Source organism: Synechococcus sp. MU1625 (assembly GCF_020514205.1).
Lineage (GTDB): Bacteria > Cyanobacteriota > Cyanobacteriia > PCC-6307 > Cyanobiaceae > Parasynechococcus.
The window spans coordinates 17,214-36,315 of sequence record NZ_VTLA01000010.1 but is presented as its reverse complement, the minus strand read 5'-3'; the positions used below and the strand labels follow the sequence as shown (position 1 = coordinate 36,315).

Below are 19,102 nucleotides of genomic sequence, written 5' to 3'. Positions count from 1 at the left end.
GCAGGTTGAAGCGAGTGTAGGCAGCTCAGCCCAGGAGGTTCTGGAGTGCTGAATTGCGCATCAACCCTGCAGCGGTCGGAATGAAGCGATGGGCCCACCAAAAGATGCCGACGGCGATGGCGATGCCGAGTTGCGCGGGTCGGACGAATTCCTGCCACTGGAGCTGCTGGCGTCCATCCAGAACCGCGGCGAAGGGCACGATGGAGGTGTTGGCCTTGAGTTCATCAAAGGCTTCACCGAAGCGAGCTTTCGAACGCCGGTCGCCATGCCAGACGGCGAAGATGTGATGACCGATTAAGCCCACGCAGGTCACCAGCATGAAGCTGCTGCCGATCCAGAGGCCGTGGGTGAGGCACCAGAGAATTTGACCGATGGCCTGCGGATGCCTGCTGATGCGGATGATTCCTGTGGCGTAAAGACGCACCTGCGGTTTCAGCACCGCCGGGATCTCCAGCAGGTTGTAGGTGGCTGGGTAGAGAAAGAAAAAGCTGACGGCTGTTCCGACCCACACCACAGGCACCATCCCGGGGACGCCTTGAAGATTCCACAGCCGCACCCCGTCGTAGCGATGGGCCAGGAACCATCCGATCACCACCACGGCCGAGGGAATGCTTGCCGCGGCGAACATCAGTCTCCAGGCCCGTGCTCCGATCACGGCCTCAGCTCGGGTGCGCAGTGCTGCCCCACCGCTGTGAATCACCGCAAACAGGATCAGCAGCACCAACATCACGATGCTGCTGTGGTGGGTGGAGGCCATAGGGGCTGCCTGGGAAGGGCGTAATTCTGGCTGGCGGCCTCGGCAGTCCTAAATTTCAAACGTTCCTCCGGGTGTTCCGCGGTGGCCGATCTGCCGTTCACCCTCGACCAACTGCGGATCCTTCGCGCGATTGTTAGCGAGGGCAGCTTCAAGAAAGCCGCCGACAGTCTTTACGTCACCCAGCCCGCCGTCAGCCTTCAGATCCAGAACCTGGAGAAGCAACTGGAGGTGTCGCTGTTCGATCGCGGTGGGCGCAAGGCACAGCTAACGGAAGCCGGCCATTTACTGCTGAGTTACTGCGACCGCATCCTCAGCCAGTGCCATGAAGCCTGTCGGGCTTTGGATGATCTCCACAACCTCAAAGGTGGGTCCCTGATTGTCGGTGCGAGTCAGACCACCGGCACTTACTTGATGCCTCGGATGATCGGCTTGTTCCGCCAGAAATACCCGGAGGTGTCGGTGCAGCTTCAGGTCCACAGCACCCGGAGAACCGGTTGGAGTGTGGCCAATGGCCAGATCGATCTGGCCATCATTGGCGGTGAATTGCCGGCGGAACTCAATGAACTGCTGCAGGTGGTTCCCTACGCCAGCGACGAGCTCGCGCTTGTGCTGCCGGTGAAGCACCCGTTGGCCCGACTGGCTGAACTCACCAAGGAAGACCTCTATCGCCTGGGCTTCGTCTGCCTTGATGCGCAATCGACCACCCGAAAGATGGTCGATCAGCTCCTGGCCCGCTCCGGCCTGGATGTGCAGCGCCTGCGCATCGACATGGAACTGAATTCACTGGAAGCGATCAAGAATGCAGTTCAGGCGGGCCTTGGTGCCGCCTTTGTTCCCGTGGTGTCGATTGAGCGGGAGTTATCGGCGGGAACGATTCACCGCCCGCAAGTGGCCGATCTGCAGGTGCGGCGCCAGCTCAAGCTGATCACCCATCCCGCTCGCTATTGCTCACGGGCCTCGGTGGCCTTTCGCAATGACGTCTTACCTGTCTTTGCCAGTGCCGACAGCCCCATACGCCAGGCACCAAAAGCTGTGCCTGAGGTGATGGGGGAGCCGCTGATTCAGAACTGATCTGCTTCTGGGGTCAAACCGACCGAGTCGTCAGCCACGCCCCGGGTCAGGAATTTGTTCTGAGTGATGTCGGTTTGGTAAACGCAGCGCACCACGGGTTTGTCCCGCACAGAGCCGATGTAGGCAAAGGTGTTCATCCGTTGTTTGCATTCACGCTCCTGCTCGGAGCTGATGGCCCCCTCCTTGCGCAGCACCGACCAGTTTTCCCGGCGGATGACGCAGCCCGGTTGCAGCGTTGGCTGGGTCACGAAGCTGCTGGAAGGGTTGAGCGTTGTGTACATCTCGATGTCCATGACGAAGGCGCTCGCCCCCCACTGCCGGCAGAATTCCGGGTCTGGCACAGCCATATCCAGTTGCTGGGAACTGGCGATGTTGCCCTGGTCACCTTGAGTCGTGCTGGTGACAGCACTGCCGATGCCGATCCCCACCACAAGAACACCTGCCAAAACGGCCACGGTGAGGGTGCTGAATTGGAAGGGGCCCTGAGATCCACCTCCCGGTGGGGGACCTGGTGGTCGCCCGTATCCACCACGCTGCGGGGGGTCGTAACGATCCCGCTCAGACCGGTCGTATCGGCTGTCCCGTGGCCCGCGACTACTTCGGTCGTACCGCGAGCGGGTCACAACAGTTCAGGGGTGCGGGGCAGGCCCATGGAGAAGTTCTGCACACGGCCATCGGTGTTGTAGCTCAGTTCTCCTGCCTGCAGCAGCTGCCGGATGAATCCCTCCAGGTCGGTGCCGATGCGGCGCAGGGTGTAGTCACTCAGTTCGCCGCCGGCCGCGGCATTCACCAGTTCCTTGAAGCGTCCTTGCACCTTGGTGAGGCTGGCGTCGTCCCACAGGAATTCATTGTCGGGATCCAGATCCAAGGTGAGTTGGTCGTCCGAAGGGACGAGATCTTCATCCTGGAGGGCCGCTGTGAACAGGCGCACGTGGCGGGTGGTGCACTTGAGAAGGGTGTCAGCCAAGACGCGCCCACGGGAAAGCTGTCACGACTTTAAGAAGCGAACGGGGGGCAAGCCCTTTTAAGGTTGGTTTCACTTTTGAGACGGCCGCATGCGCGTCGCTATTGCCGGAGCTGGTCTTGCAGGACTCTCCTGTGCCAAATATCTGGCGGATGCCGGCCACACTCCGATCGTTGTCGAAGCCAGGGATGTTCTCGGCGGCAAGGTCGCAGCCTGGAAAGACGAAGACGGCGACTGGTACGAGACCGGCCTGCACATCTTTTTCGGCGCTTACCCGAACATGCTGCAGCTCTTTAAAGAGCTGAACATCGAAGACCGGCTGCAGTGGAAGAGCCACTCGATGATTTTCAATCAGCAGGACGAACCAGGCACCTACAGCCGCTTTGATTTTCCTGATCTGCCAGCCCCTGTGAATGGTGTGGCCGCGATCCTGGGAAACAACGACATGTTGAGCTGGCCTGAGAAAATCAGTTTCGGCCTGGGCCTTGTGCCTGCGATGCTCCGGGGTCAGGGGTATGTCGAAGAGTGCGACAAGTATTCCTGGACCGAGTGGCTGCGGGTCCACAACATTCCCGAACGGGTGAACGATGAAGTGTTCTTAGCGATGAGCAAGGCGCTGAATTTCATCGATCCCGATGAAATCTCTGCCACGGTTGTGCTCACGGCGCTCAATCGTTTCCTGCAGGAGAAGAACGGCTCCAAGATGGCTTTCCTCGATGGCGCGCCCCCGGAGCGGCTTTGCCAGCCGGTGGTCGAGCACATCGAATCACTCGGAGGGGAAGTGCATCTCGATAGTCCCTTGCGGGAGATCAAGCTCAATGAGGATGGTTCTGTAGCGGCCTTCCATATCGGCGGCTTGAAGGGCAAGGAGAGCTTCGATCTCACCGCTGATGCCTATGTCAGTGCATTGCCTGTTGATCCCTTCAAGCTGCTCTTGCCCGAGCCCTGGAAGCAGATGGAGGTCTTCAGCAAGCTCGATGGTCTGCGTGGTGTGCCCGTGATCAACCTGCACCTCTGGTTCGATCGCAAGCTCACCGATATCGACCATCTGTTGTTCAGCCGGTCGCCCCTGCTCAGCGTCTACGCCGACATGAGCATCACTTGCAGGGAGTATGAAGACCCCGACAAGTCAATGCTCGAGCTGGTGTTCGCGCCAGCCAAAGACTGGATCGGTCGTCCTGATGAAGAGATCATCGAGGCCACCATGGGCGAGCTCACAAAGCTGTTCCCGATGCATTTTGGTGGTGAAAATTCCGCCACACTGCGCAAATACAAAGTCGTGAAGACCCCTTTGTCCGTCTACAAAACGACCCCTGGTTGTCAGCAGTTGCGCCCTGATCAGACCACCCCAATCAAGAACTTCTTCCTGGCCGGGGATTACACGATGCAGCGCTATCTCGCATCGATGGAAGGCGCCGTGCTGAGTGGAAAACTTTGTGCTGAAGCTGTTTCTAAGTCATGAATCAGCCCATTAGAGGGGTGAGCGCAAAATCAGGAGCCCTATGGTTATCGATTATTGCGTCCCTTCTTCTTGGTGCAAGTGCCTTCACTCTGTTGAGGGTCCGTAGTGTCATCGAAGACTTTGCGGAATCTAGAATTAATGGTGAAGTTGAGCAGGTTGTTGAAAAGTTTTCAATTATCGATTCACTATTATCCAAATGGTTATTAAGGGCCTTAGATCGCTTAAAGGTCCAATCAATGTCACATGGTCAACCATCTTTGGATGTTGATCAGCGTGAATTGATTAGTGGAGTCATGGGTGATCGTTTAGTGCCTGTCCTTCGTTTTGGCGACTTTAAGGTATCGTCCCATGCTAAGACATTGATTAACCTGCCCAAAGGCTCAAATACGTCATTAACAGTTTTTGTTCGTGACGGTAATCAGATGGTTAGGCTGATCACAAGTATTGAAACAAAAGAAGGTGCTTCTGCTGTTGCAACGCTTCTCGATCCAGAAGGTCCGGTGCTGCCAAAATTATTAGATGGCAAAGTTTACAAGGGGCTTGCAAGAATTTTGGGTGAACTTTATTACACAAAATATATTCCGATATTTGATCAGTCAAATGAAGTTATTGGGGCCTGGTATGCTGGTTATCAACTTGCAGCGATTGGAGATTCGATTCGTAAATCAGTTCTCAATGCCGAAATATCAGAGAAAACCCATTTGATTGTTATAGATGATGACGATCGGATTCTTTATTCCTCGGAAGATTCGCCAAAACCTCTTTTGATCGAGGCTAGTTCTCTCGCTAGTGATTTACCCATGGATCAACCATCCGTGGTTCAATCTTACGTTTTTGAAGATTACCGATATCAGTTTATCCCATTTCAACCCTGGGGTATGCAGGTTGTTTCAGCGCGATCACTTTCATCAGTGAATCAATTAGCGCTGCAGCTATCTTTCGGCACGATTGCGTTGCAGCTTTGCGCTGCAACTTCAGTTGTTTTCTTGACTTGGTTCTATAACCGTAGATTGTCGAAATCTCTTGAACAGGGCGAAGAAGCTCGATTACAAGCTGAAGAAGCAAATCACGCAAAGAGTTCCTTTCTTGCAAACATGTCTCATGAGTTGCGGACACCAATGAATGCAATTATTGGGTATAGTGAAATATTGACTGAAGATTGTGAAGATATGGAGCCTGACGAGATTCGTGATGATTTAAATAAAATTCTATCTTCTGCAAAGCATCTATTGGGGCTAATCAATAGCGTTCTAGATCTTTCTAAAGTTGAAGCCGGCAAGATGACTGTCTATGCCGAAGATATCAGCCTTTCGGATCTTATTAATGAGGTCTTGGCATCAGTCAAGCCGCTGATCTCCAAAAATAATAATGAACTTTCCTTAGAGCTGAATCACTCTGAAGAAGATCTGGTCAACGTAGATGTGACTAAGCTTAAGCAAATTATTCTTAATTTAACCAGTAATGCTTGCAAGTTTACGGAGTTTGGGATTGTCAAGATCGCATCTAGTTTGTTGCAGGATGAATCTGGTGAACGTCTTCAAATATCAGTGTCTGATTCTGGTATCGGAATGACTGATGAGCAATTGGGGCGTTTGTTTCAAGACTTTTCTCAAGCTGACGAAAGTACAACTCGTAAATATGGAGGAACTGGTCTTGGTTTGGCTTTAAGCAAACGCTTCAGCCAAATGATGCTTGGAGATATTATTGTTACTAGTGAAGTGAATGTTGGCAGTCAATTTGTGATTGACTTGCCCCGCTATTATTCGGATCAAAAATCTAGATCTTCAGAAGTTTCCTCCAGGTTGCCGTCTGAAATTCCTACAGTCGCGACTGAAGATCAGTCAAATCAAGATTACCCCACGGTTGCATCCCTCGGAAAAGTTTTGATTGTTGATGATGATGCACCTACCCGGGATGTTATTGAGCGTCATCTCCGAAGTGATGGATATGCAGTGATGACAGCTCGCAATGGATCTGAAGGATTGCAGAGTGCTCGAACCTGGAAGCCCGACTTAATCGCTTTAGACATCAATATGCCAGGTAAAAATGGCTGGCAAGTATTAGATGAAATCAAAAAAGATAAGGAGCTAACTTCAATACCAGTTGTATTGATTTCCAAGGATGTTGAAGGCGTAAATCTTAAATCTGTCTATGAGAAAGCATATTGCCTGGCCAAGCCAATTGATTGGGTTTTGCTCGATGGAATTCTTTCTCAATTTGGCAACAAGTCTTGTCACGATCAGCCCTATTTTCTCTTGATTGCTGATCAAGTTGAATTGCTCGATAAGTTAAACAATGTTTTCGATAATTATGCGTATCGAGTGGAAATTGTTTCTGATGAGTTGGCGGCATTGTCACTAATTGCAAAAGTAAGGCCTGCCTTGATAATCGTTGATATGAGTACTAAAGATTTCAATGGTGTTGCTTTTATTGAATCCTTGCACCGTAATCCCTCAGCTGTCCATCTTCCTGTTGTCATGATGAATACTCAGGATTTACCGGATTCTGACCAGCGCCGTTTACAGAGTCGCTTTACCGGGGTAATTTCCTCTGATATGCTCAACATGAGCGAGCTATCCGAACGGATCGCTTCTTTTTTGCCGCCGAAGGAGGCTTAGTGTAAATGAGTTTAATCCTCTTGGTTGAAGATAATGAGATGAATCGAGATATGTTATCGAGACGCTTGAAGCGGAAAGGTTTTGAGCTGGTTTACGCAGAAGACGGTGTTGCTGCTGTCGCAAACGCAAAGCAACATTTGCCCGCCTTAATCTTGATGGATGTGAGTTTGCCGGAGATGGATGGCTTGGAAGCAACAAAGCTGATTAAACGTGATCCTACAACAGAACATATTCCTATTATTGCTTTAACGGCACATGCCATGGACGGGGATCGAGAACGTTGTCTGGCTGCGGGCTGCAACGATTACGACACCAAGCCGATTGAGTTGTCGAGATTGCTTGAAAAAATGAATGCTCTTCTTCCATAAAGTCGAACATGGTTGCACCAGTATCTGATTCAGAAGGGAGCCAGCTCAGTCGTTCTGATGATCTCTTAAGGCGCTTACGTCACGACCTTTCCAATCACGTTAATCAAATTATTGGTTTCAGTGAGTTAGTTTCGGAGGAACTGGCAGACGCTGATCCGGTAGATTCTGATTTGGTTGAATCACTTGATAAGGTTCATGGTGCAGCCCAGTCGATTCAAAGTTTAGTTCGGGAAAAACTCACACTTGAAGGTCTTTCAATTACTTTAGGCCGTGAGATCGACAGCCAAGATGAATCCAAGCAAAATATTTCTAGTCTTTGCGATGAGAGCCTGAAAATCATTCAGGAATCAAAACATATTATCCGTCGTGAATATGCTTCTTCGTTGAAGGGTAAAAGTAAAATTTTGTTGGTTGACGATGAAGAAGAAAATCGAGCATTACTTGCCTCTCGTCTTCAGCGAGAAGGCTTTGAGACCCGTATGGCAGTTGATGGTGAAGACGCTTTGGCAAAGATTGGCTTTGAATCCTTTGATCTTGTGTTACTCGATATTTTGATGCCAAAGATGGATGGTTTTCAGACACTCTTGAAGATTAAATCCAATGAAAAAACCTCTCATATCCCCGTCATTATGATTAGCGCCCTCGACGATCTCTCGATGGTGGTGCCTTGTATTGAGGCTGGGGCTGAAGATTATTTGTCCAAACCGTTTAATCGTGTTTTGCTTGGTGCAAGAATTTCATCGTCTTTAGAGAAAAAGCAACGGCATGATGAAGAGTTGGCTTTATACAAAAAGCTTCAGTCCTCTAAGGATTCACTTCAATCTAATTTAACCCAGGTTCGTGCGAAAGTACGTAAATTCTCTGAGGACAGTGCCAAAACCAAGGAGATTTCTCCTCTTTTGCGCTCACTGGAAGCGGTGATTGGTGATCTGGAAGATCAAAGTGATCAGATTAGTCAGAGAATTCAGCAAATTGAAATCCGTATTAATCGAAAGGCTGTGACTTCACAGGTGAAGTCGATTACAGCAGATCCAACTTTTGTAAGCCTTGCAGACAGGGCGAAAGCGATGCGTGCCCAAAGGCAGCGGCGATGAATTACTTGATTTGGAACTGTTGATGGAACCGATACAGACCGGATCCGCTTAATAGTGTTTTAATATCCTGTTTTTAAGGGGCCTCTCATTGGTTCGACATTATCCGACAACCCTCTCCGTTTTAGCGAAAGGGGCGGCGGCAGTAGCGGCAGTGTGTGCACTCCCGGTGTCGATGCCCCTTAGTGCTCACGCATCAGAGGATCTCCAGCTTCCGGTCCCGCTGCCTGTGCCGGAAGATGTGCTCAGATCTCTTCAGGTGGAAGAACCGACGGTAGAAGCTGTCACTGAGATGCCTCTTGCCCCCGAGGTGCTGAATGATCTGTCGATGGAGGAAGCGGTCCGCTTATCCATGGAGCGCAACCCGAAACTCAGGTCGTCCTATTGGACATTTCGCTCAAACCAGGATCTGTTGGGTGCGGCTTATGCCGCTTGGTGGCCCCAGCTTTCCTTCACAGTGGGTTCAGGTCTCTACTGGTATGACTCCACAACAAGTGGAGCCTCAACCAATTACTCAGAGCTGACAAGTCTTTTTTCTGGTCTTTCCTCTCCATCATCTACTTCAACGGGATCAGCTGGAACACCGACGACCTCAAGTGTCGGATCATCCAATTCAACTGACTCAACGTCTAGTAAGTCAACCTCAGCATCCAATTCTGCAAAAACAGATTCGACTTCGGCGAGTTCTGGAAGTCAATCATCTTTTGATGCATCGTCAATTTCCAGTGCATTTGAATCAATCTCCGGACAACCAAACGGTAATTATTTCTATTCAACATTTAATCTCTCTTTGACTTGGGACGTGTTAAATGCAACAAGGTCATTAAATATATGGAAATCTAAGCACCAAGCATTGCAAGGGGCTGATCGTTATGCCATTGCATATCGCGACAATATTTTAAATGTCCAGAATTCTTACGTCGACCTGTTGGCTTCTTCTGCCAAAAAGGATGCCTACGACTATATCGTTGCCAATTCTCAGCGGCTCGTTGAGGTTACAGATGACAAACGTCAGTTTGGTGTTGCATCTGGTTTGGATGTGGCCAAGCAAAAAGCCAACTACTTCTCAGACGTGAGCCTGCTTGAACAGTCGAAGCGAGACATCAAAACGAATCAAGCCAAGTTGGCTCGGTTGATGAGTGTTGAAGCCTTCGATGACATCACATTATCCGAATCGTTGGTTGCTTTAGGGGGGTGGTCGCATTCCCTTGAAGACACGATTAAGGCTAGTGAATCCCACCGTAAGGTTGTTCAAGAGATGTTGCTCGATGTCTACCTTCAAGACGTCGATGCAGATCTTGAAATGGCCAGTTATTTGCCGACGTTGCAGTTAGTCTCCCAGCTCTACGGTACTCAAACCGGTTATTGGACTGAGTCCTACGCCGAATTCATTCAGAATCCTTCTGCTGTACTCACATTCTCTTGGAAGTTTTTTGATGGAGGTCAAGCACGAATGCGTGCTGAGTCGTATCGTAAATTGTCTAAATCTGCTTATCAGACTTATTTGGATACAATTAATCAAGTTAAAGAAACTGCTGAGTCTGGATATTCACAAGTAAATGTTGGGCGCAATATACTTTTGGCCTCATCGGATCAGGTCAAGCAGGCATCGATCAGTCTTCGTCTCCAATCAGATCGTTATCAGATTGGCTATGGAACAGTGACGGATCTCGTGCAAGCGCAGACGACCTTGGCCCAGGCAGTCCTTTCTTATATCAATCAACTTCAGGATTACAATAAGTCACTGCTTGAGTTGGCTCGTAACACAGGTCTCTCCATCAATCAGGACCCTGAACTAATTGATCGCATTGGTGATCCATTGGCTTCTTTGAATGATCTCTCCTTCTCCGCCAATCTTTGATTAGCATGGCAGGGCTGTGTTTCGCTTTCCTGTAGTAAACTTACCCAAAACAGGTCAATCAAATGGTTAAAATTATTTCTGTTCACTCGTTCCGTGGTGGAACTGGTAAGTCAAACTTGTCAGCCAATCTTTCCGTTTCCTTGGCGATGTCTGGGAAACGGGTCGCTATTTTTGATACAGATTTAGCATCACCTGGTGTTCATGTCCTCTTTGGTTTTCAAGCATCCGAAAAGGACTTGTTGATTAATGACTTTTTGCAAGCGGATGCCCCCATTAAAAGGTGCATGCATGAAGTTACCCCCAAGCAAGTACGTTCTGCCAAGGGCAGAATCTGGTTGGCTCCTGCCTCAATGGAGAGTGATAAAATTGCGAAAATTTTACGTGAAGGATATCAAGTTGAAAAACTCAATGATGCTATGTTCTCCGTTATTGATGAATTGAAATTGGATTATATTGTTGTTGATACTCATCCAGGAATTAACGAGGAAACACTCCTTTCCTCCGCGATATCAGACGCCTTGGTCATGGTTATGCGGCCTGACTCTCAGGATTATCTGGGAACTGCTGTTGCAATAGAAGTTGCTGAGCGACTGGACGTTCCTCAAATTAACCTGGTTGTGAATAAGCTTCCAGATTGTTTTGAGCCTGGTTCTGTTAAGGAAAGAGTTAAGTCTTCATTTGATTATGTTCCTTCGGCAATTCTTCCTCTTAGCTCGGATCTTTTGAATTTGGCCAGTAGCGGCGTTGCTGTTCTGGAGTTTCCAGATCATCAATGGAGTCTGCAAGTTAAGGAGTTGGCCTCGGTGTTGGAAACAACCTTGAATGCTGATGAATCTTGACTATGGCAATCTTTCGGGCAAGCTTTCGATGTCGAAGCTGCTTGCCATCGAGCCTGCAGGACTTCGCAAGCTTCTGAAAGCTGGGCTCAGACGCGGGTCTTCGACCAAAGAATTGAACGACCTGATTGCATTGCATTTTCACTGGACGCCGGAATCTGAAGAGAGCAAACGATTGCTTGCTCATCTCCAACAGATTGGTTGGCTCGTTCTTGTCGAGAAGCGCTGGAAGACACAGTTTTAAAACCCTTAAGATGGTATAAAGGTTAATAGCATCGGCCAACTTGTGTCTCTTTCGAATTTTTGGTACGCCGTTGAGCATAGTGTCACTCTGCAAGAGAAGCCCATATCGTTAACTCTGCTCGACCAGAGGTACGTGATTTATCGCGATAGCCAGCGTAAGGCCCATGCTCTTGTCGATCGCTGTGCCCATCGCGGAGCAAGCCTTGGAGAGGGATGGGTTGAAGGGGATTGCATTCGTTGCCCTTATCACGGTTGGAGTTACGACAGTTCTGGCAGCTGTGTTCGCATCCCAGCTGACCGTGAAGGTACACCCATCCCGAATCGAGCCAGGATGAATTCCCTGCCGATCCAAGAGACCAACGGGTTCATCTGGATCTTCCCTGGCCAGCCTGACCTTGCTGATCCAGCTTTAATTCCACCGTTCCCTGAGTTCGGTCAGAACGGTTGGCGTCCAGTGCATGGAGAGTACATCTGGAATGCCAATTTCAGCCGTGTTGTTGAATCTGGTTTGGATACGTCTCATGCCCCATTTGTTCATAAACCTTTCTTCCCGAACCGAGATGATGCAGTCGTCCATCCCTTGGATGTCAACGTCACCGACCACCATGTGAGTACTTACGTTCAGTTAAAGCCACCCAAGCGTCTTGGTCTTTTAAAATACATTATCAAAAAAGATAGAGACTATTCCAGTTCTGTTTTGACAGGTTATTTGCCTTGCATCAATCGTATTGCTATTGATTTCAACTGGAGAGGCTATCAATACATCTATTTTGCAAGCAATATTCCTGTCTCAGATAACCTAACCTTGACCAAGTGGATCGGTGTTCGTAATTTCCTCACCCAAGCCTGGGGCGATAACAATTCGATGAAAAATACCATTGAAACGTATCAAGAAGATAAAGCTGTTGTCGAATCGCAACCTTCAACACCGTCTTGGGTGACTCAAGGTGAAGATCTTCTGCTGGCTTCAGATCAGTTGATTCTTGCGTACCGCAAAGCCTTGGCGAAAGCCACAATGAGCGAGGCTGTTAAATCATGAATTCTTCCACCATGAAAACTAAGAAATCACTCGTTTCGACTCAAGCTCCATCGGTCCCATTGGACTGTTGGTATGCATTGGCTCTTATAAGCCAACTATCCACAAAACCCCTTTCGATTCCTTTTGTTCTGGGTGAACTTGTCGCTGTGCGTCATCCCGACGGTTCAGTGAATGTTTACAATGCAAAATGTGCCCATCGTGGCTGCTCTTTGAGTGGTGGGTGGACTCAAAATAATCATCTAGTTTGTCCATACCACGGCTGGCAATATGATTCCGACGGTGTTTGCACGCATATTCCTGCATTGCGTGAGGACGAGTCCATTCCAACGCGTGCGCGAGTTAAGTCATACCACTGTGAAGAACGTTATGGATATTTGTGGGTTTGGATCCCGGGCGAGATCAATGAGCCAAATTACGAAATCGATGATATACCTGAATGTGAATTTGATCGGATGAAACATCATCCTAGCGCTGACAACACCTATGAATTTGAAGCGCACTTCAGCCGTTGTATTGAAAATGGTATTGACCCCACCCATGCTCCTTTCACCCATGGTGGAAGTATGGGCAAGGTCGACTCAAAAGCTGACTTGAGCTATCCGCGTTACGATATAGACGTGACCTCACGCACTATATTTGCGCAAATGCCGGTAAAAGTTAAAAAAGTAAATGGCTTGGCTCGTTGGTTCCTAAAGGGAGATAGCGAAGATATCTATAAAGGATATCGTTTTGTCTATCCAAATCTTTTATTGTCTTTGGTTAATTTTGGGCGTTTTGCGATTGTTTCCGTCCAGGTTTTGGTGCCTACAGGCGAAAATACGACGACAATGCTGAATGCAAATTATCGGAATTTTCTCTCCAATATGCCCGGAGTTGGTAAGTGGTTTGATGACTATACGATCAAAACAGGCACCAAAATTGCCTTTGAAGATGATAATATTGTTGTCAGTCAAACCCCTGAGCAAGTTAAATACAAAGGCTCAAATGAAATACTTGTAGAGTCTGATCGCATCCTTATTGAATTTAGAAAAATGATGAAATCCCATCTACATTAGTCGATCTAAAATATAATTATCTGCTCTCTTGCTGCGTCAAGGGAGCGCTTTTTATTGCTTTTGCTGTTGGTGCAACAGAAACCAACCTGCCAGACATGCCAATGCTTCAACGCCAAAGGATGCGATGGGTTGAATGTCGTACAACCATCCAGCGACGATTGGACCAAGGCAACTCGCGATGCCTGATAGTGATGCAAGACTTGCCAATTGCACTCCTTGTTCGTTGCTCGAAACCAGGCCTGAGACCAAACTTCTTGCTGTTGGCAGGACCAATGAAGCTCCAATGGCTAATGCAATTGAAGATCCAACGACAAGTGTGGCTGTTAGAAGATTTGAAATGCCGGCAAGAGGAAGAAGCAAGATTCCTCCACTCACGAACAGATACCCGGATTTATTGACAAGCTCTTCACTCCATCGATTGACTAACTTACCGACGACAGCAACCTGCGTATACGTAACAACAACACCAACCACAATGAAAATGCCACTGGTCTGACCTGCGGACCAACCATATAAATCCTTAAGTGCTAGTACCAGCAAACTGGTAAAAGCAGTAAATGAAAAATTAAATAAAGCAAATGAGATGGATACTGCTCGCAAATCTGGACGCGAAAGAATACGTGAAATGGATCTAAAAATGTTGATTGAGCTGATATCAAATGCTTTTTTGTTCTCTTCCGAAACTGTCTCGCGTAGAAAAATAAATCCAATCAACAGGTTGATTCCGGTTAAAAATGCTGCGGCAAATACCGGCACTGATGCTCCAAAGCCAACCAGTCCTCCTCCGAGGGCCGGCCCAGCAATTGCTCCCAAGCCAAAGGCCGCACCACTAATGCCCAGATTGCGGGATCTCGTTTCAGGGCTTGAAATATCAGTGATGTAGGCCTGCAGCGTACCAATGGTTGAACTTCCTAATCCTCCCAATGCACGTGATGTGAAAATAATGCTGAGTGAGCCGGCCCAACCGAAAATTAAGAGAGAAATAAAGTTAAGTGCAATACAGCTGACGATCACTGGGCGTCGCCCAATGGAGTCGCTTAAAGAGCCGACAAGAGGTCCACTGAGAACGGCAACGCCTTGGCTTGTTGAAGCCAATAAACCCAGAGTCATTCCGTCTGGGTTGTAAGCACTTAAGATATACGGTAAAAGTGGGAAAATAATATTCTCGCCGAGTTTGTCTAGCAAAAGTGTGACAAAAATAATGGCAAGAGGATGTGTAATTTTCTTGAGCATTGTTTTCAGGCCTGTAGGAGGGTTGCGATTTCTGAGTTCACCATCTGAGGAGATTCATCGTGTGGACAATGTCCAAGATCTGGCAGTACCTTGATGCTTTTGACGCAATCAATCGAAGTCCATGTTTTGGCAATAGCGAGAGGTTCCCATGGATCTTTTTCTCCCCAGATTAAATGAACTGGGGTTGATAATTCTTTCATAATGTCAGGGGCGAGCAAATCATCGAAGAGATTGATAAAGCCTCGGAATGCCTCATCTGCATTTTTGTCCTGTGTTGCTCTATATAGAACATTGATTAATTCATCGTCGACATTTTGTTTTGTTGGATATGCAAGCTCCAAAACTTTTTTGATAATTCCTTTTTTGGCCAGTGTCGTGTATAGCCCTTTCGTTAACCACCGCTGGCGCACCAGCTTCTTCAGAAGTGGTTTGGACAAGCGCCTGAAGGGAGGTTGTTCAGACAGCCGTTTATCGTCAATCTCGCGCTGTGCACAGTCAATCAAGATAAGCCTTTCAACCTGCCTTCCTTGGTCCTCCAGGTTTTTGGCAGTCTGGCATGCCACCACACCTCCAATGGAGTTACCAGCCAGAATGATCTTCTCCGCATTTATTTTTTGATTGATGAAGTCAGTAACTTGTTGGGCCCAGGCCTCAATTCCATAGCAAAAGCTGCCGTTGCTTGGTGCTTCATCTTTGAGGTGTGATGTCGGTTTAGCACTTTCCCCGAAACCCACCAAATCCATGGCATAAACATCTCCATGTTGACTCAGTATCTCAATATTTCCTCGCCAATGCTCCTTACATGCCCCAAATCCATGAATGAGGATGATTGCTCGACTCCGGTTATCTACTGAGGGACAGTGAATAAACGATGTGTTGAATTGATTCCAGGTCCAGGTTTGAGGTTGGTAAGTCATTGTCAGATGAGAGTGATGAATTAATGGGCCGTGTACTCATTATTGAGTCGAACTTTTCCGTCATCGATCTCCCAGATCGTGTCTGCATCTTTTAGCAGTCTCAGGTCGTGGGTCACCAGTAGGACTGAACTGCCTTTTTCCCGACTGAGGCGTCCAAGGATTTCGACGACATCTTGGCCTGACTTACTATCCAATGAAGCTGTTGGTTCGTCTGCAAGGATTAATTCGGGCTCTGGTGCAAGTGCCCTTGCAATTGCTACGCGCTGGCGTTGTCCTCCAGATAATTCCTCGGGATAATTTTGAAGACGGTGACTTAGGCCAACTGCTTCCAAAAGCTCCTTGGCTTTGTCCTCTCGTTCTTCAGGAGTATGATCTTTAAGTTGTAATAGAAGTGTGACGTTTTGCAGAACAGTGAGAGAGGGGACAAGGTTATGACTTTGAAAAATAAAGCCAATCCTTCTGCGTAACTCTGTTCGTACTTGTTCCGATGTGCCGTTGAGTTCAGTTCCTAAAACTTTGAGGGATCCTGTTTGTACAGATCGCAGCGCACCCACAAGGGTCAGAAGTGTACTTTTCCCACTACCTGATGGACCCACCAGCAAGGTCACCTCTCCTGCATTGATCTGGAAGTCAAGTCCATGCAAGATTTCTGTTTTTAATGCCCCTTCCCCGTAGCTGTGTCGGAGATCCTGTGCAGAAATAGTCGCTTTCATGATCAAAACACGCTGGCGGGATCTGCATCCCTCAATTTATTTACAGCTATTGCTGCTGAGGCAGCACAAATTCCGACTGTCAGGGCTCCCACAAGTCCTATTTTCTGGTGCGTCATTTGAATGCTGATGCCCGAGGCACTTGTGAGAAAGGCATACATCCCCGCACTGACTAATGTTGATGGTATGAATGACGAAACGCCTAGCAAAATGGCTTCTTGGATGACGATGCCAAGGATAAATTGATTTGAAAATCCCATTGCTTTCAAAGTCGCATACTCTTTAAGGTGATCCGTAACATCTGTGTAGAGCACTTGATAAACCATAACCCCACCGACAATGACGCCCATAAAGGTGCCGAAACCAAACACGACTCCAAATGAGGACGATGTGTTCCAGTAGTTCTGTTCTTGTGCGATCAACTCGTCCTTTGTTAGAACCTGGATTTCTCCACCGTATAGCTCCCTCAAATTCCTTTGAAGCTGCGGAATTGATTTTTTGTTTTTCACTTTTATCAGACCAAGTGAAATTTCACCAAAATTAAGCTGATCCGCCAGTTGAATCGCAGTTCCAGCGCTAGTCACAATATTGCTGTCTGCGGCAAAAGTTGACCCAAGGCCAAAAAGTCCAACCGTTCTGAATGTTTGGGACAGGTTATATAGAGTCAGGAACTGATAGCCATTTTCCTGGATTGCTTGTGAGACTGGCCCTGTACGGCTATTTCCCTCCGTGTCAAACAAGGCGTATCCAGCAGTTTTTAAATTTGTGGATTGTTCGTTAATCGCTTCAACAGTCAAGGCCGTTACATCAGGGTCATAGCCAATAACTCTTAAGGATGTTGGCTTTTGACCGCCTAATTTTTGTGCCACGATATTCGTTACATACATTGGAACGACCGTGTCCACGTCCTCGTAGCCGTTGGCTCGAAAAAGCTGAGACTGAGGGAACTGACTGAAGCTGCCGCTGCTCACCGTTTTAGGACTGATCAGAACAAGATCTGCATCCAGAGCAGCATAAAAAGTTGTTGAACTCGTTAGCAAGCCGGATTGGAATCCGATTTGCATATACATCAACAATGCAGCAAAGCCAATTCCCGCAATGGCGACGAGATATTTGACTGGTTGTCGTTTGAGTTGTAACCATGCCAAGGGCAGGTCGTTCAAAATATTTGATCGGCTCATGATTCAATTGCTCTCTTCAAATGTCACCGTCACATTGAGCCCACTTAATTGTTGAACTTTTGGCCGATCGTCCGGATCTAAATCAAGCTTGACGAGAATGACTCTTGCATTGATGTCGTTGCTGCCATTAATTGCGAACAAATCTCTTTCGGAAACTTCTCCAATGATTGATCGCACTTCCGCATTTAATATTCCCTTGAAGCCACCACTTTCAGCCTTAACCGTTGCGCGTTGGCCCTGGCTGATGTCTTTGATGTCTGTCTGGAAGACTTGAGCCCAGACTTGCATATCGGATGTTCGAGCTGCGAGTGCAAGACCGTCGTCGGTGGGTTTCATTCCAGGCCAACTGTAGATTTTGATCAGCTGCCCGTCCAATGGTGAGCTAACGATCGATGATTCTAAATTTTTCTTGGCTCTTTGCAGTTCAGCCTTATTGGTAAGTATTTCTGATTTCTTTGTTTTTAATGTCGTGATCGTTCGTGTGTACTCCTCTTTTGACAAAGAGCCTCGATTTAGCAGTTCTTCTGCTTTTCTTCTACTTATTTCTAAGTATGGCAATAGAGATTGGGTCAGCCGTAGATTTTCTTCTGCTGATTCAACTGCTGTGCTTAATTCCTGATAGCTACTTAGATAAGCCAGGGTTTGACCTTCAGAGATTTCGTCGCCTTCATCAACCATCCACCGCGTGACAATCTGATTTCCTCCGCTCACGCCGGCCGGCACGGCCAGCTGAACATTTCCGCCTCTGGGTGTGAGACGACCGAGTGCTGTGATGCTTCTTGTGAGCGGAGCGACTTCCTCGGTTTTATCTTTTCTTTGGGCGCATTGCGTTGCCCCGAAGGCGGTTGCAGCAATCAGCCCTATCACGCCGATGATTTGGAGTCGCTTCACGCTGCATGGACTTGAATGTCGCGACTATACCTTAAGAAAACCTGAAAATGCCCTATAATGGGCGCAGTTGTTTTTTCGGACAGTGCGGCGACTGACCTTTGAAAAGGGTGATCATGTATACGAATTAGAAGATCCTTCTCATTCCATTTTTCTTGTAAGAGCTGGAAAGGTGAATCTTATTACCACCTATCCGGAAACGGGTGAAGGTATCGATAGTTCTTTTGGTCCAGGAAAGGTATTTGGTGAGGTGGAAATTGTTGATGGTCGTACTCGTACGGCTACAGCCAAGGCGGAGAGTCGTTCCATACTTCTCGAGATCGATCGAGAGGAGCTGATGGATATCCTTTTTAAAAAGCCAGAAGACAGTCTTGTCCTTAGCAAGAGCTCCTACGAGCGTCTCAAAGAGCTTTATAGCGACGAATCGTTGGATTCAGATATGGCTCGCTTGCGAGAAGAAATGCAGTTGAGTATCCGTGATGCAGTTGTCGCTCATGAATCTAGGGTTGTTACCAGCCACAATGGTATGGCAGCTATCGCTGTTCCTATCATTTTGATGGTTGTTCTTGCTGTTGGTTCTTATTGGTTCTTCCACCGCGCTTGACCTCATGAAAAAGCATCCTACTGATTCCGAAAAACAAGAAGCCTTTGATTCGTTCAGGGGTGACCTCCAAGTTTCTGTAGAGAAAGGCATTGACGATCACGAATCAAAAATGACCAAAATGGGCTTTATGTTCTTAGGCATTTTTGTGGGTGTAATAGCCATTGCTGCATTGCTTCCGTAGCTCAATTTTCTGCCCCGCTCTGT

Annotated in this window: 20 protein-coding genes; 12 read left to right on the top strand and 8 right to left on the bottom strand. The window is 48.0% G+C overall.

The window, feature by feature from the left end:
* Nucleotides 1-25: 25 nt before the first annotated feature.
* The gene (locus tag FZX13_RS12165) at nucleotides 26-757 is read right to left on the bottom strand and encodes an NnrU family protein (protein WP_226409775.1); all 732 of its coding nucleotides are present in this window, start codon (nucleotides 755-757) and stop codon (nucleotides 26-28) included.
* Between the two features lie 81 nt (nucleotides 758-838).
* Here FZX13_RS12165 and FZX13_RS12160 point away from each other — a divergent pair, with 81 nt between their 5' ends.
* Nucleotides 839-1,828, top strand: coding sequence for a LysR family transcriptional regulator (locus tag FZX13_RS12160; RefSeq protein WP_115094925.1), 990 nt, complete (start codon nucleotides 839-841; stop codon nucleotides 1,826-1,828).
* Here FZX13_RS12160 and FZX13_RS12155 read toward each other — a convergent pair.
* Nucleotides 1,819-2,451: a DUF3172 domain-containing protein gene (locus tag FZX13_RS12155; protein ID WP_226409774.1), complete on the bottom strand. Its 633-nt coding sequence runs from the start codon at nucleotides 2,449-2,451 to the stop codon at nucleotides 1,819-1,821. The two genes, FZX13_RS12160 and FZX13_RS12155, sit on opposite strands and share 10 nt — an antisense overlap.
* Entirely contained in the window at nucleotides 2,448-2,795 is a 348-nt protein-coding gene (locus tag FZX13_RS12150; protein ID WP_226409773.1) for an NAD(P)H-quinone oxidoreductase subunit M, read from the bottom strand. The genes FZX13_RS12155 and FZX13_RS12150 overlap by 4 nt, the downstream gene beginning before the upstream one ends.
* 88 nt (nucleotides 2,796-2,883) lie before the next feature.
* Between FZX13_RS12150 and pds the strand changes: the two genes are divergently transcribed.
* The 9 genes from pds to FZX13_RS12105 all read left to right on the top strand — a co-directional run bounded on the left by pds (nucleotide 2,884) and on the right by FZX13_RS12105 (nucleotide 13,365).
* Entirely contained in the window at nucleotides 2,884-4,254 is a 1,371-nt protein-coding gene (pds, locus tag FZX13_RS12145) for a 15-cis-phytoene desaturase (protein ID WP_226409772.1), read from the top strand.
* Nucleotides 4,251-6,872, top strand: a complete 2,622-nt coding sequence (locus FZX13_RS12140; protein ID WP_226409771.1) for a response regulator — start codon at nucleotides 4,251-4,253, stop codon at nucleotides 6,870-6,872. The genes pds and FZX13_RS12140 overlap by 4 nt, the downstream gene beginning before the upstream one ends.
* 5 nt (nucleotides 6,873-6,877) lie before the next feature.
* Nucleotides 6,878-7,240 carry a response regulator gene (locus tag FZX13_RS12135; protein ID WP_226409770.1) on the top strand — a complete coding sequence of 121 codons (363 nt, stop codon included), beginning with the start codon at nucleotides 6,878-6,880 and terminating at the stop codon, nucleotides 7,238-7,240.
* 8 nt (nucleotides 7,241-7,248) lie between these two features.
* Nucleotides 7,249-8,334, top strand: a complete 1,086-nt coding sequence (locus tag FZX13_RS12130) for a PleD family two-component system response regulator (protein ID WP_226409769.1) — start codon at nucleotides 7,249-7,251, stop codon at nucleotides 8,332-8,334.
* 226 nt (nucleotides 8,335-8,560) lie between these two features.
* A complete protein-coding gene (locus FZX13_RS12125) occupies nucleotides 8,561-10,192 on the top strand; it encodes a TolC family protein (protein WP_226409768.1) in 1,632 nt (543 codons plus the stop codon).
* Between the two features lie 62 nt (nucleotides 10,193-10,254).
* Entirely contained in the window at nucleotides 10,255-11,031 is a 777-nt protein-coding gene (locus tag FZX13_RS12120; protein ID WP_226409767.1) for a MinD/ParA family protein, read from the top strand.
* Entirely contained in the window at nucleotides 11,021-11,272 is a 252-nt protein-coding gene (locus FZX13_RS12115) for a hypothetical protein (RefSeq protein WP_226409766.1), read from the top strand. Before FZX13_RS12120 ends, FZX13_RS12115 begins: the two co-directional genes overlap by 11 nt.
* 42 nt (nucleotides 11,273-11,314) lie before the next feature.
* Nucleotides 11,315-12,310 (top strand): aromatic ring-hydroxylating dioxygenase subunit alpha, encoded by a 996-nt coding sequence (locus FZX13_RS12110; RefSeq protein WP_226409765.1) that lies wholly within the window; start codon nucleotides 11,315-11,317, stop codon nucleotides 12,308-12,310.
* Nucleotides 12,307-13,365 (top strand): Rieske 2Fe-2S domain-containing protein, encoded by a 1,059-nt coding sequence (locus FZX13_RS12105; RefSeq protein WP_226409764.1) that lies wholly within the window; start codon nucleotides 12,307-12,309, stop codon nucleotides 13,363-13,365. The genes FZX13_RS12110 and FZX13_RS12105 overlap by 4 nt, the downstream gene beginning before the upstream one ends.
* Nucleotides 13,366-13,416: 51 nt before the next feature.
* Here the strand turns inward: FZX13_RS12105 and FZX13_RS12100 are convergent, their stop codons facing one another.
* The 5 genes from FZX13_RS12100 to FZX13_RS12080 are packed head-to-tail and all read right to left on the bottom strand — an operon-like array spanning nucleotide 13,417 to nucleotide 18,297.
* Nucleotides 13,417-14,598 (bottom strand): MFS transporter, encoded by a 1,182-nt coding sequence (locus FZX13_RS12100; RefSeq protein ID WP_226409763.1) that lies wholly within the window; start codon nucleotides 14,596-14,598, stop codon nucleotides 13,417-13,419.
* Between the two features lie 5 nt (nucleotides 14,599-14,603).
* Entirely contained in the window at nucleotides 14,604-15,515 is a 912-nt protein-coding gene (locus FZX13_RS12095; protein WP_226409762.1) for an alpha/beta fold hydrolase, read from the bottom strand.
* A 20-nt stretch (nucleotides 15,516-15,535) separates the two neighbouring features.
* A complete protein-coding gene (locus FZX13_RS12090; RefSeq protein ID WP_226409761.1) occupies nucleotides 15,536-16,228 on the bottom strand; it encodes an ABC transporter ATP-binding protein in 693 nt (230 codons plus the stop codon).
* A 2-nt stretch (nucleotides 16,229-16,230) separates the two neighbouring features.
* Nucleotides 16,231-17,406: an ABC transporter permease DevC gene (gene devC, locus FZX13_RS12085; RefSeq protein WP_226409760.1), complete on the bottom strand. Its 1,176-nt coding sequence runs from the start codon at nucleotides 17,404-17,406 to the stop codon at nucleotides 16,231-16,233.
* 3 nt (nucleotides 17,407-17,409) lie between these two features.
* Nucleotides 17,410-18,297 carry an HlyD family efflux transporter periplasmic adaptor subunit gene (locus tag FZX13_RS12080; RefSeq protein WP_226409759.1) on the bottom strand — a complete coding sequence of 296 codons (888 nt, stop codon included), beginning with the start codon at nucleotides 18,295-18,297 and terminating at the stop codon, nucleotides 17,410-17,412.
* An 82-nt stretch (nucleotides 18,298-18,379) separates the two neighbouring features.
* Here FZX13_RS12080 and FZX13_RS12075 point away from each other — a divergent pair, with 82 nt between their 5' ends.
* On the top strand, nucleotides 18,380-18,898 hold the full coding sequence (locus tag FZX13_RS12075) for a cyclic nucleotide-binding domain-containing protein (protein WP_226409758.1): 519 nt from the start codon (nucleotides 18,380-18,382) through the stop codon (nucleotides 18,896-18,898).
* Entirely contained in the window at nucleotides 18,861-19,079 is a 219-nt protein-coding gene (locus FZX13_RS12070; protein WP_226409757.1) for a hypothetical protein, read from the top strand. The genes FZX13_RS12075 and FZX13_RS12070 overlap by 38 nt, the downstream gene beginning before the upstream one ends.
* Nucleotides 19,080-19,102 lie beyond the last annotated feature (23 nt).